At 44.7% G+C, this 13,609-nt stretch carries 10 protein-coding genes; 2 read left to right on the forward strand and 8 right to left on the reverse strand.

Features of this window, described 5'->3' with window-relative positions:
* Nucleotides 1-211: 211 nt before the first annotated feature.
* The 5 genes from D9A03_RS19440 to D9A03_RS19460 form a co-directional block, all read right to left on the reverse strand.
* Nucleotides 212-1,114: a dihydropteroate synthase gene (locus D9A03_RS19440; protein WP_120498895.1), complete on the reverse strand. Its 903-nt coding sequence runs from the start codon at nucleotides 1,112-1,114 to the stop codon at nucleotides 212-214.
* Nucleotides 1,115-1,264: 150 nt separating this feature from the next.
* Nucleotides 1,265-2,191, reverse strand: coding sequence for a methylenetetrahydrofolate reductase (locus D9A03_RS19445; protein WP_120498896.1), 927 nt, complete (start codon nucleotides 2,189-2,191; stop codon nucleotides 1,265-1,267).
* A 45-nt stretch (nucleotides 2,192-2,236) separates the two neighbouring features.
* On the reverse strand, nucleotides 2,237-2,542 hold the full coding sequence (locus tag D9A03_RS19450) for a virulence factor (protein WP_120498897.1): 306 nt from the start codon (nucleotides 2,540-2,542) through the stop codon (nucleotides 2,237-2,239).
* A gap of 10 nt (nucleotides 2,543-2,552) precedes the next feature.
* Nucleotides 2,553-3,170: a DUF1638 domain-containing protein gene (locus D9A03_RS19455; protein ID WP_120498898.1), complete on the reverse strand. Its 618-nt coding sequence runs from the start codon at nucleotides 3,168-3,170 to the stop codon at nucleotides 2,553-2,555.
* A gap of 21 nt (nucleotides 3,171-3,191) precedes the next feature.
* Nucleotides 3,192-3,884, reverse strand: a complete 693-nt coding sequence (locus tag D9A03_RS19460) for a B12-binding domain-containing protein (RefSeq protein ID WP_046510135.1) — start codon at nucleotides 3,882-3,884, stop codon at nucleotides 3,192-3,194.
* Between the two features lie 383 nt (nucleotides 3,885-4,267).
* On the opposite strand from D9A03_RS19460, the gene D9A03_RS19465 reads away from it, so the two are divergent.
* Nucleotides 4,268-7,081: a PAS domain-containing protein gene (locus D9A03_RS19465; RefSeq protein WP_120498899.1), complete on the forward strand. Its 2,814-nt coding sequence runs from the start codon at nucleotides 4,268-4,270 to the stop codon at nucleotides 7,079-7,081.
* Nucleotides 7,082-7,093: 12 nt separating this feature from the next.
* On the opposite strand, the gene D9A03_RS19470 is transcribed toward D9A03_RS19465, so the two are convergent.
* Nucleotides 7,094-8,062: a DMT family transporter gene (locus D9A03_RS19470; protein ID WP_162938261.1), complete on the reverse strand. Its 969-nt coding sequence runs from the start codon at nucleotides 8,060-8,062 to the stop codon at nucleotides 7,094-7,096.
* A gap of 292 nt (nucleotides 8,063-8,354) precedes the next feature.
* Here D9A03_RS19470 and D9A03_RS19475 point away from each other — a divergent pair, with 292 nt between their 5' ends.
* Nucleotides 8,355-11,030 (forward strand): molybdopterin-dependent oxidoreductase, encoded by a 2,676-nt coding sequence (locus D9A03_RS19475; protein ID WP_120498901.1) that lies wholly within the window; start codon nucleotides 8,355-8,357, stop codon nucleotides 11,028-11,030.
* 272 nt (nucleotides 11,031-11,302) lie between these two features.
* On the opposite strand, the gene D9A03_RS19480 is transcribed toward D9A03_RS19475, so the two are convergent.
* Together D9A03_RS19480 and D9A03_RS19485 are read right to left on the reverse strand one after the other, a co-directional pair.
* Nucleotides 11,303-12,097, reverse strand: coding sequence for a ferredoxin--NADP reductase (locus D9A03_RS19480; RefSeq protein WP_120498929.1), 795 nt, complete (start codon nucleotides 12,095-12,097; stop codon nucleotides 11,303-11,305).
* Between the two features lie 496 nt (nucleotides 12,098-12,593).
* Nucleotides 12,594-13,559 carry a glutathione S-transferase C-terminal domain-containing protein gene (locus tag D9A03_RS19485; protein WP_120498902.1) on the reverse strand — a complete coding sequence of 322 codons (966 nt, stop codon included), beginning with the start codon at nucleotides 13,557-13,559 and terminating at the stop codon, nucleotides 12,594-12,596.
* Between the last annotated feature and the right edge of the window lie 50 nt (nucleotides 13,560-13,609).

Below are 13,609 nucleotides of genomic sequence, written 5' to 3' on the forward strand. Positions count from 1 at the left end.
GGATCTCTCCTCGTACCTTTGCCCCTTGTTAGTATTATTGTACGTGTTGGCATATGACACGTGGGGCTATACTTCTACTGTAGTGTTTTTGTTGGAAATCGGGAAAATTATATCCGATACCAAAGAAAATTGTCTTATTAAGATAAAAAGGCCCTCTTCGAAAATGGCATGAAGAGAGCCTTTTATAACTACCAATTTTTGTATGGAGTTATCAGGCCCGTCTGCGTCTGCTACGACGTTCGCCACGTGCGCCGGCCTGACCTTCCGGGGCTGGCTCACGGTACTTGCCGATCCACTTCAGGCAGTCCTGATCTTTTGCAAGCAAAACGTCAGAAGCACGGATCCCGGCCAGCTCTTCTTCGTGCAGCGGGTTCATGATCGCAGATGTCATACCTGCGGCGGCTGCCATAGCAAGGAAGTGTGCGTTCATGGCATGACGGTTTGGCAAGCCGAAAGAAATGTTGGATGCGCCACAGGTTGTGTTAACACCAAGTTCTGTTTTCAGACGGTGAAGCAGGGCAAAGACCTGTTTTCCGGCTGTACCCATGGCACCAATGGGCATAACCAGTGGATCAACGACAACACGGTCACGGGAAATGCCGTGATCAGCAGCACGCTCAACAATCTTCTTGGCAACTTCGTAACGAACGTTCGGATCTTCAGAGATACCGGTTTCATCGTTCGAAATAGCAACAACAGCCGCGTCATACTGCTTTACCAGTGGAAGAACACGCTCAAGAGATTCATCTTCACCGGTCACAGAGTTAACAAGTGCACGACCTTTATAAACCTTCAGACCTGCTTCCAGTGCATCGATAATAGAAGAGTCAATGCACAGGGGAAGATCTGTCAGGCCTTGAACCAGCTGAATGGTTTCTGCAAGGATCTTCGGCTCATCCGCCAGAGGAATACCTGCGTTGACGTCGAGCATGTGTGCGCCAGCGGCAACCTGTGCCAGACAGTCGGATTCCACACGGCAGTAATCACCATTGGCCATTTCTTCCGCAAGTTTTTTACGGCCTGTCGGGTTGATCCGCTCACCAATAATACAGAAAGGATCATCAAAACCAATCGCGATCTCTTTGGTCGCGGAACTAACGATCGTACGGGTCATATCGGTGTGTCTCCGGTAATGTAGCGTTTTATAGACTGGGCCATATGTTCTAAATTTGTATAGGACTTATATCAGAATTGCTTCTGCCGAATAGTCCTTTCAGGTAGCTATTCGGCTATAGAAGCGACAAAATTGCGAATTTTGTCGATATTATCCGATATCACGGTTTACTTTGAAGCCTTTGCCTTTGGGATCAACGATGAAATCGCCGTCCGTAACAGCATAGCTCCAGGCGGCGGATTTTTTCATCCCGCCCAATGGGTACATATGAACTTTTTTAATGCCGCAGTTTGGATCTTCAGCGTAATAGCGGGCCAGATCCATAACCAGTTTGTCCGGTGCGTTGACAGTCATCAGTTTTGCGATGTTCTTGGCCTGTCGGGTCAGAACACGCATGGAAGAGCCAATACCGCAGGCTTTTGCATGGTTCATAAGTGTTTTGATTGTTGCAAGTCCGGGCACACCAAGGTGGATTGGAAGCTTGTTGCCTTCGGCCTGAATCTTTTTGTCCCAAGCTATGATCGGTTCGGCCTCAAAGCAAAACTGCGTTGCGATGTACATATAGGCATCGGTTTGCTCTTTGAAAGTATTTTTCCAGGCAATAGCTTCGCGCAGGCCAGCTTCGCTGATATCCGGGCTTCCTTCCGGATGACCTGCCACACCAATTGATTTGATACCGTATTTGTCAAAAAGGCCAGTTTCCATCAATTGCATGGAGCTTTCGAATTCGCCCAGTGGCTTGTCAACGGCACCACCCAGTGCAACAGCATGTTTAATGCCAACTTCGCCCTGCAGGGTTTTGAGGTATTCTTCAAAATCACTATGCGAGCGAATAGAGCGTGCAGCAAAGTGTGGAAGAGGGACAAAACCTTCATCTTTGAGACGTTTTGATGTTGAAACTGTATCCGCAAAATCAGAGCCAGGCAGAAAGGTCACAGCTATTTCTGTGCCAGGGCGAAGATGCACACGATAATCGGGTGTCTTAGCCGCGGATCCCGGTGTTGTTTCAATTGTAAAACCAGTCATGAAGTCGATGATCTGTTGTTTGACGACTTCTGGATTGAACTCTGTACTCATCTCATTAAACCTAAATGGGCGTTAGTCTTTAGCTTAACTGGTGACTTAACTATCGTTGGAAAGGCCACCGTTTTGAACGAGGGCGTCTAATTTTTCGTCGGTGTATTCATTTTCGATCTGTGTTGCCATGGCTTGAGCTTCGGCATCCAGATCATCCCCGCAGTCTGTGGGAACACTTCTGCGCCAGTGTTCCAAATATGAATCACTGTCTTTTAGTTTGGCTTTCATTGCGGCGCGGTCGATTGCCTTTTCAAAGCGTTCGTGTAACTGAACCTTTGCGTTTTTACGACCTGCTTTAACGATAATTTGCGCAGGGATATCCCGCCAATAAACAAGTGTTAACTTGGCCAATGTAAATCTCCTAGTTGATGGCAGACATAAAGCTGCTCAACTCGCCGTATCCCGTAAATTTGTAATGATATTCCAAGCCAATTTTTTCGGCAGCTTGCTGTGCTAGCTCTTGAAGTTCCTGATCTTCAGTCTGGGCCAGATACACGAGCTTTGTGTAATTACCGAAATACATTGGTAAAAGTTCAGGGTGTTTTGCAATGCCCATCCCTTCCATGATCAAGGTATCAAAATGTCTAACGAGATAATCTGTTAGGTAAAAGCATGTGATGTCATTTTCATGCATCTGATCAAAGGCACCAAGGCCTGTGAAAAAGGCATAACAGTGAACACCATCTATGCGTTTGACGCCTTCTTCTTCCAGAACTCTGTCCAGTTCGCCACCTGTGCCGCAATCGCCATAAACGACAACAATGTTCCCGTAAACATCTTTGTTTTCCTGGATTTTGTTGCGCACACCCTGTGGAATTTTATCTGGCGTATTGTGCCAGATTGCCGGAAGACACGTAATATCGAGATGATTCCAGCTGTTTAATTTATTAAGGGCGATGATTTCTCTGGCAACCGCACCACATGCGATAAGAAGAGTTTTACTCTCCTTATCGTCGATGTGGGTGTTTGTATCGGACATTGTCCTGAACTATTCAGCTTTTTAAGCTTGATTGTGGCGGCGTTGCATGGCTTCTTTTGCCATTTCAACGGCGACAGCAGCATCTCGGCAATAGTGATCTGCACCAATAGCCTCACCAAAAGCTTCGTTAAGCGGCGCGCCACCAACCATTACAACATAGTCGTCGCGAATGCCTTTTTCTTTCATGGTGTCGATGACGACTTTCATGTAAGGCATTGTTGTTGTCAAAAGTGCGGACATGCCCAGAATATCTGGCTTGTGCTCTTCGAGTGCTTCAAGATAGTTTTCAACCGGGTTGTTAATACCTAAATCGATAACTTCAAAGCCAGCACCTTCCATCATCATGGAAACAAGGTTTTTCCCGATGTCATGGATGTCGCCTTTAACTGTGCCGATAACCATTTTACCAAGTTTTGGTGCACCTGTTTCAGCCAGAAGAGGACGCAGGATGCCCATGCCGCCTTTCATAGCGCCAGCAGCAAGTAGAACTTCTGGTACGAAAAGGATACCATCACGGAAGTCAACACCAACGATACGCATGCCCTCAACCAAAGCTTTGGTCAGAACATCATATGGAGCCCAGCCGCGCTCAAGAAGGATTTCAACGCCTTCAAGGATTTCGTCTTTCAGACCATCATAGAGGTCATCGTGCATTTGCAAGACAAGTTCGTCATCATCAAGCGTGCGCAGATCTAGATCATCTTCTTCAGACATGTCTGTATACTCTCATACCAAGGTTATATTTGTTTAGGGGAGCGATTATGCGACGCCACATGTTTTATTCGCAGGACCCCATGTATAACATTTATATAACGGTAAAAATTCCGCTTTGCATGTTCGATATGCGACGCTCATTTTTCCTTTGACGAAATAATGACAAACAATTGTTTGAAACGTCATGATATTGTAACGCAAATCATTACATTTTTAACTATTTAATAAGTCTTGATCTGTACATGTGGTCCAGCCGAAAAGAGACCGCGTATTTAAAGGTGCTAAAATGCGCGCGTATATCGCAGTACAATTATCGATGTCGCGTATGCCATTTCTGAAATGGCCGTCATGGGGTGGTTGCAGATTAGAGTGAGGGATATATTGTGATAAAGGGCGACAGGGGGCAATCTGGGGTCAGCGATGATCCGGGTGGAGCGAAGCATCAGGGGCTTTCCAGAACTCTTTCTGTTCGGCGGTTACGTATTCGCGCGATTCAGCTAAACGTTGCCGCATGTATTTTTTCAGCTCTTTTAATTGGTTTATGGGTTAATAGCACTTATCAAGATGTTTCGAACGAAATTGATGAGCAGGTTCACACAGCTCTGAACCGGATCGCCTCCCCTTTAACTCTTTTTCTTAAGAATATTGATGATGAAATCCCTCTGCACAGTCGGCGCTCGGGATTTAATAATGTGCAGCTTCTGTCTGTGCTGGATTCAAATGGGGATGTTATTCTGGGGGATCAGGCTATTCCATTGCCCCCAGAATATAATCTTAAGAAACTGATTGAGAGTGTTGAAACGCGAAATGCATCATCAATCAGCTTACCTTTTCTTGCCCAAAATGAATGGTATGCAACGGTTTTACGTACGATTAAAAGTTCTGGCGGTAATGGGAAGTCGTATGTTGCATCGACGTTTCGTGTGCATGATTTTATGACCCGATGGGCGGTATTAGGGTTACCCAAAAGGTCAATGGTTTCTATTCAGACAGATGGCGGACGGCTGTGGTTGGATGATAATTTTTCTGAAGACTTGATCGGTCGGGAAACGCCTTATTTGCTTTCTAACCTTGCGGAACGAGGAAATGTTTCTGTTTGGGATCTGGATGGCGTGAAGCGAATTGTGATGGGGCAGGGGATTGATCATTTCGGGTTGTCTGTCGTGATTGGCATTCCTGCTGATTATATTGAGGTTGTCTGGCGCGATCGTTATTCCGCGTCCGTAGGTTTTGCCCTCGGGGCCAGTCTGGTATTAATAATCGCGTTGTATTTGGGGGGGCGAATTTTTGTAACTACCGCGCAGCGACGGGATGGTGCCGTCTTGGCGTTGAAAGATAGTGAACGCAGATTCAGAGACATTGCAGGTGCCGCAACTGACTGGTTTTGGGAAATGGGGCCTGATTTACGCTTTACCTTTGTCTCTCAGCTTCAGGAATGGAACTTGTTGGGGAAATCGTTTAGCGATGTGAAGGGGGATGGTCTGACAGATGAAAGCTTCTTGAAGGTTCTCAAATCCCGTTCTTCTTTCCGGGATCTTGAGCTTGTGGTGCCTGATCTGGCTGGTGTATCCCGGATACTGCGCCTAAGTGGTGTACCTGTCTTTGATAAAAAAGGGGAATTCAGGGGGTATAGAGGAGCGGGGAGTGATATCACTGAACGTAGAAAAGAGCAGCAGAAGATGGCAACAGCTCATGCACGGTTGTTTCGTGCGTTTGAAAGTTTTTCCGGTGCTGTAACTCTCTATGATGAAAATGATAAGCTGGTTGCATTTAATCGCCGTTTTCAGGAAATTTTCTTTCCCGGACGTCCCATGGTAATTCGTGTTGGAATGACTTATGAAGACGTATCAATTTCCTATGTGAATACCGGGCAGGATCCTCTGAGTGTTGAAAAACGCGAGAGCTATATCAAAGCCATGATGTCTCGTCGCGGGAAACGAAACAGGGAGTTTCAGTTTGCAGAAGATTCCTGGCTTAAAATTACAGACCATAAAACACCTGAAAATGACCTTTTCACCGTTTATACCGATATTAGCGACTATAAAGCACGCGAAGCAGAGTTAATGGATCTTAGCCGTGAGAATCACCGCTTGGCTGCGGCGGTGAGTTCTACTGATGCCGGGGTTATTATTGCGGATGCGCAAAAAGAAAATCGCCCCATAGTCTATACAAACCCTGCTTTCACAAAATTGACAGGCTATACAAATAAAGAAATTCCTAATCTGCATTCAGGGTTCTTGCAGGGTGATGGGACTGATCCGCATGTCCGCGACATTCTTGAGAAGAGCTTGAATGAAAATCATCATGCTCGTGTAGATATGCTGAATTATCATCGGGATGGGCATACACTTTGGAACCAAATTGACCTTAGTCCTATTTTTGATGATGAGGGAAGCATTCAGTATTTCGTTTGTGTGATGCAAGACATTACCAAGCAAAAGGAAGTCGAAAAAGAGCTGACAATTCTCAAGGAAAGTGCCGAATTAGCCAACAGGGCAAAATCAGAGTTTATGGCCTTGATGAGCCATGAGTTGCGAACGCCGTTAAATGCTATTTTGGGTTTTTCCGAAATTCTGGCAGATGAAATGTTTGGGCCGCTAGGGAGCCCGCGGTATAAAGATTATGCGCGTGATGTTAATGAATCAGGTACGCATTTGCTTGAGCTTATCAATGATATTCTGGATCTGTCGAAGGCAGAAGCGGGTAAGATTGAGCTTCACGAAGAGCATTTTGATATTAATAACGTTGTTCAGCGCTGTAATAAGATGCTCTCTGGACGCGCAGAACAGGCAGGTTTGAGTGTTATGTTACAGCTTGAATCTGGCCTTCCCAGTCTTTGTGGGGACGAGCGCCGTATTAAGCAGGTGTTGATCAACCTGATATCAAATGCGGTCAAATTTACCCTCTCAGGTGGGAGTATTACGATTACAACTCATATATCTGATCGTGGGCTGGAGTTATCGGTTATGGATACAGGCATTGGTATGTCATCAAGTGAAATTCCAAAGGCTTTGGCGCCTTTTGTGCAGGTTGATTCCAGCCTAAGTCGCAAGCATGAGGGAACTGGTTTGGGGTTGCCTTTGTCCAAGCGATTAACAGAGTTGCACGGAGCCCAATTCCTGATTGAAAGTGCGCCTAACGTAGGTACGACTGTGACGCTGGTCTTTCCCATTGAAGCTCAGAGATTAACTGCGTAAGCCTTACATTTGTTATTCTAGTATCAGTGTGATAATGCCCACAGTTATAAGGGCGATACCCATAAGTTCTTTACGTTTGAGGCGTTCTTTGAAAAAGAAATAGCCAATTAAAAGAGTAAAGATAAGCTCCACCTGTCCCAAGGTTCTGACATGGGCTGCATTCTCCAGTGTCATTGCTGCAAACCATCCTGCCGAGCCAAGCATACCTGTTAAGCCGATCCAAATAGCAGCTTTCCAGCTGTGGAGGACTTTGATGAAGACTTTGGGGGATGTGCCTAATATATAGGCCCCCATTATCAGTGTTTGAAAGCCTGTGACCCAAACCAAAGTGTAGGCAGATTGGATGGCAAATCCACTTTCTTCAAGAGACAGAGAGGCGGCGCGATAAGAAACGGCGGATAAAGCGAAAAGCCCACCGGCAATCAACCCGGGTAAGATGCTTCTATCCGTTAAAATTGTTTGAATTAATCTGTTGATCGCGGATGATTCGTTTGATCCTTGAGTTTCTGAACCTTGCTGCTCTTTTCTCTTGTAGAGTGCAAGTACGCCAACCAAACTTATTATGATACCGACAATAGCTTGAACAGATAAGTTGTCTCCTAAGAGGACGAAGCCAAACAAAGCAGTCTGGATAGCTTCTGTTTTGGTCAGGCTTGTGCCGACAGCAAAGTTTCTTTGTCCAAACAGCCAGACAAGAACAAAGGTTGCCAGTATTTGCGCGATGCCCCCTACGGCACCATAGCTCAGAAAGCTGGTGTTGATTGTGGGAAGGATACTCGCATTGGTTATGTCTGTCGCTGTGTCTGCGCTTTGTACAAGAAGTAAAATGGCCAGATATATCCAGCTAAAAGGAACTGCGTAGAGGAAGCGTGCATAGGTTGCCCCTGTTGTATCCAGCCGACCCTTGAGGTGTTTTTGCAAGGCTGTACGGATGTTTTGAAAAAGAGCAGCGGCGACAGTGATTGGGATCCAGAGTTCCATAGTATAATCTGAGTTTATTTTGGTGTCTATTATGCGAATTGCATTGATGAAGTGGATTGAAAACAGTTTTTTACACCGCATCAAAATTTGTGCGGTGAGAATTTCATTAAGCACAATACACAATAATAACCCAGTGACAATGAAGATAAGAAATAACGAGAAATCTCCCAATGAATTGATTTTTATAACAAAGTTTTGATGTAAATCATGGCATCCTCATTTGGGGCTTAATTACAATATTACGAAATTTAAGCGATGTTTGGTAATTTTGTAACAAATCATGAGGTTGGTAATGACTTACTATAATCCTACTCGACGTACTTTTCTCTGCGGTTGCGTAGCGACAATTGGTACTTCTGCATTGATGAATTCAACCGCACTTGCTGCGCTTGACCCGAACTCGTTTTCAGGGCGAGTTTTTCACGCGACTCATTATGGGCCATTTGAGGGTGTGGTTCGCGATGATAAACTTGTGAGTATCAATACAGTTGTTGAACTTGATGCTCGGCCGACCGAGATGCTGACATATGGAGTAATGGACCGTACTTACGATAAAACTCGTATTAACTATCCGATGGTGCGGAAATCATACCTTGAAGGATGGCAAACAGGAGATACGAAGCCTGAGTTGAGGGGGAAAGAAGAGTATGTGAAAGTCGATTGGGATACCGCATACAGTTTAACAGCCAAAGCACTTTTGGATACTGCTACGAAGTATGGTAACGAAGCGATTTTCAGCTCGTCATATGGTGGTTGGTCGAACGCTGGTGTTATGCGTCCTCAGGTGTTGCAGGGGCGTTTAATGAACTTGATGGGGGGCTGCACTATCACACAGGGTGACTGGTCTGCCGGCGCTTCGCAGATTAGTCTGCCGCATGTTATTGGTGATATGGAAGTGTATTCACAGCAGACTGCGTGGGAAGTTATTCGTGATAACACCGAAGTTTTTGTTTTAGTCGGGTGTGATCCTATTAAAAATAACCGCATTGAGTTCCGTGTCGCTGATCATGGTATGTATGCACACTGGGAAGAAATTCGAGATGCTGGCGTTAAGTTTATTTCAATTAATCCGCAAAAAACCGCTACAGATGAATATTTGAATGCTGATTGGGTTGATATTGCCCCAAACACTGATGTCGCACTGTTTTCTGCCATGTCTTATCATGTCCTTGAAAAAGGGTTGGATGATCGGGAGTATTTAAAAAAATATACCGTAGGATCGGATAAGTGGATTGCATATATCAAGGGTGAAACTGATAACACGCCTAAAACCCCCTCTTGGGCAGCGGCAATTACAGGGATTAATGAGCAAAAAATCAAAGAATTGGCAGAGCTTGTCGCTCAATCGAAAACCGAAATCGCAGGGGCATGGTCTTTGCAGCGAGCTCAGCATGGTGAATTGACACACTGGGCAATTATTAACTTTGCTGCTTTGACAGGAAAGATTGGTAAGCCGGGGCAAGGCGTTGGTTTCAGTTGGCATTATGGTAATGGGGGGATGCCTGCATCAGGTAAATCGACTCCATCAGGACTCAGTCAGGGACGTAATTGGGTCAAGAAAGTTTGCCCTGCAAGCCGCATTACTGACATGTTGGAAAATCCAGGTATGGAGTTTTCCTATAATGGGAATGTTGATACCTATCCTGATGTCAGGATGATATATAATGCTGGTAATAACTTTATGTCGCATCAGCAAGACACCAATCGATTGATCAAGGCACTGGAGAAGGTTGATACAGTTGTTTCTCAAGATGTTTGGTGGTGTGCTGTTACTCGATGGGTCGATATCGTTCTTCCGGCCTCATCTACTTTGGAGCGCGATGACATTACTTCTGGTGGTACTTATTCAAATGATCGCGTTTATGCAATGAAAAAGGTTATAGAACCATTGGGCGAGAGTAGGTCTGATTATGAAATATTTGAAGGTCTTGCAGAAAAGTTGGGATTATGGACACAGTTTACCAACGGTGAAGAATATATGACACACATTGAGGCAGCCTATAATCGTTCGTCAGCTTCCAGACATACTTCTTTTGAGGATTTCTGGGCGAAAGGATATGCTTTAATGGATGTTCCTGCTGAAGCACGGAAATGGGTTCGGCATGGTGATTTCTATGAGGATCCTGATGCTAATCCATTGCATACAGTATCTGGTAAAATTGAAATGCATTGTGACACTATTGCGGCCATGGATATTGAGGATTGCCCTGGAATGCCGGTGTGGTTGGAGAAGCATGAGTACCTTGGTAATGCAAAAGAAGACCAACTTCATGTGGTGAGTCCGCACCCTTGGTTCCGTTTACATAGTCAAATGGCCAATTCTGAAAAATTGCGGGCCTTATACACTGTGCAGGGGCGTGAACCTGTACGAATTAACAAATTAGATGCTATTGAGCGTGGGATTAAAGATGGTGATCTTGTAGAGCTCTATAACGAGCGCGGGACTGTGATTGCTGGTGCTGTGGTTTCTGACGAGATTAGGCCTGGTGTGGTTTCGATCTACGAGGGTGCTTGGCCCCAACTGGATAGCAAAGGGCGGTGTAATTCGGGTTTGGTTAACTTCTTGACATCAACTCAACGATCTTCCGGTTTGAGCCAAGCAACAACGGCCAATACCTGTTTGATATCTATGAGAAAGTGTGAAGATCCAGAAAGTCCGAACATGGCTTATGAAAAGCCTCCTATTATTGAAGACATTGAGTTCGCTGAGATTGATGAGGATTTACTCGGTCTTGACAGACTGAGTGATTTGACTGAATCACTATACGCAAATATGGGGCAAGGGGAAAAAATCTTTTACGAAAGATGCACTGTTTGTCATGGTCCTCGTGAACCTTCTCACTTTACAAAATTGCAATGGAAAGGGATCACACCATCAATGTTCCCGCGTGCAGGGCTGGACGATATTGAAAAAGCGTTGGTTATGGAATATTTGATGGAAAATGCCGCTGATGCTCATGTGGAATAGCTTCTGGCCTCATTAAACAGGTCAATTATTACCTTTTAAATATCAACCCTCTATTCGTATAAGAACAGAGGGTTGATATTTCTACCATTTTCATTTTAAGGCGCCGAATGTGAACTGATTGAAGGGCTGTCAGATGAGCCGTAAAATACTTTCAGCACAGCGAACTGGAACCTCGGAAAGTCTCGAGTTTTTGAACAGCGACTCTTCGTGACTGGAGTGCATTGTCTTTCTTAGTCATGCTCTGCTAGGCCAGATACTGGAATCACCAGTGACTATCCTACGAAGGCTTTCTCCACAACGTATTCCCCCGGTTTGCTGTTGGCACCTTCGCTAAGACCTGCTTCTTCACAAAGCTCGGCACAGGATTTCAGCATTTCCATGGAGCCACAAATCATAACGCGATCTGTTTCGGGGTTTAGCGCGGGCGTTTCCAAATCCGTTGTGATCTTGCCAGAGCGGAAGAGTTCCGGGATCCTGCCGCGACGAATGAAATCTTCGCGGGTTACAGAGTTGTAGTATCTCAGTTTTTCAGAAACCATTTCACCAAGAAATTCGTGTTGATACAGGCTGGAGACAAGCTCTTCACCGTACTTCAATTCTTCTTTGTGACGGCAGCTGTGGATCAGGATGACTTCTTCAAATTTTTCATAAGTTTCCGGGTCGCGGATAACGCTGGCAAAAGGAGCAATTCCGGTTCCTGTTGACATCATGTAGAGGCGTTTGCCGGGAACCAATGCATCAAGGACAAGTGTGCCTGTTGGTTTTTTGCCCAAAAGGACCATATCGCCAGGTTTGATATTTTGCAGGCGTGATGTGAGGGGGCCGTTTGGAACTTTAATGGAATAAAGTTCGATCGTTTCATCCCAAGCCGGGCTGGCAATGGAATAGGCGCGTAAAAGCGGCTTGCCATCGACCATAAGGCCAATCATCACAAATTCACCTGTCCGAAAACGAAATGCAGCTGGGCGTGTAATCTTGAAAGAAAACAGCGAGTCTGTGTGATGGGTAACGGACAGTACAGTTTCACCTGTTACCGATTTTGGTAACGGCTTTTCAGTGGTCGCCATGATATCGCCCGGTGTTGTATCCGCGATTGCCAATTGCTCAACAGTCATTAACTGCTCCTGCTTCCTTACTATGACAGCGTGGCTTGTGAAAGCCTTTGCTACAAATTCATTCATCAGTGGTTGGACAGTTTGTGCCCATCCGTGAATAAACACTTCATATTTGCCGTAAGATTGAGGCATTTATTTGGTGCTTATTGGTGTGCCGACAATGTGTTATCGGTCACATCCTATAATCTCGCCTGAGGTGTCATGTAATTTTGGACGAGTATGTACCATACATATAGCGTTTTGCATATTACATTTAAGTTTGATTTAACATAGCTAGCAGTAATATCAAGTATAATATCCTAAAAAATTGTGTTATATTTATTTATATCCATTTAACATATTGATATTGATTATTAATATAATAACACTATATTTGATGTGATTTTGTAGTGATTTGGTGCGTTAAATTGTAGCACTTGTGTTGTCACGTGATTTGATCCGTGATTCGTTAGTAATGATTTGAGGCCAAAGTATCTCTGTTATGAGGAGATTCCCAATCAAGGTCAGGCATCACTGGAATGATGTTATGCGGATTATTTGCTGTATCATTCTGGAAACTTGCAGCAACGATTGTTGAGATATCAATTGTACCCGCGATAGATGGCGTTTGGTATAAATCTCTCGTATAAGCCCATAAGTTGGGATAGTCGGCTAATCTTCTTTTGGTGCATCTGTGTAGTGTATAATAAACCAGATCAAACCTGAGCAGTGTTGTAAATAACTTCCAGTCAGATGCTGTTTGCCTGTTGCCAAAAAGAAACCGTCTTTCCGATAATATCTGCTCTAGCCTGTCCAAAGTATTAAATACAAGTGCGACAGCTTGGTTGTACGCCTTTTGGTTTTGGGCAAACCCTGCTTTGTAAACGCCATTACTCAGTCCGTTATATATCCAGCTATCCATGTCGGGCATTTCTTCATTAAGAGACGGAGGATAGTAAGTTAGCGGTAACTGACCCCTTGTTTGAGCTTTATCCAGCGCGAGCATGATTTGGGATGATTCGTTGGAAATGATTTGTTGAGTGTGACTATCCCATAAAACAGGGACTGTTGATCGACCAGTATAGTTGCTATTACTTAACGTATAGAGTTGATGCAGATGACGTATTGTATGATTTGATCCTGGGATATTCCATGTCTTTCCACCGTTTATCGCATAGCCTTCCAGGCGAGGGCCATGGGCGATGTGAAGAGGTATATGATTGTCCAGTTTTTTCAGATGCCGCATAAGCATAGGCCTTTGTGACCACTGACAACTGTTGGACCCGATAAGCCAGTAACGACCTAGGGAGTTGGCCATATTCTCAATGATGTCTGTTGGAATTTTGTTATTATATTTACTGTCGGGGCGAATATACGCTCCGTCATGAATGATATCGTCTTTGTCAGTCCATTCGCCTTTGTATAGCATACCCATGTGATTCGTCTTTTTTCTAAGGAGTGCGGTTTATCTATCTGATATTTATA

It is taken from the genome of Kiloniella sp. EL199, from assembly GCF_900313065.1.
Classification (GTDB): domain Bacteria; phylum Pseudomonadota; class Alphaproteobacteria; order Kiloniellales; family Kiloniellaceae; genus Kiloniella.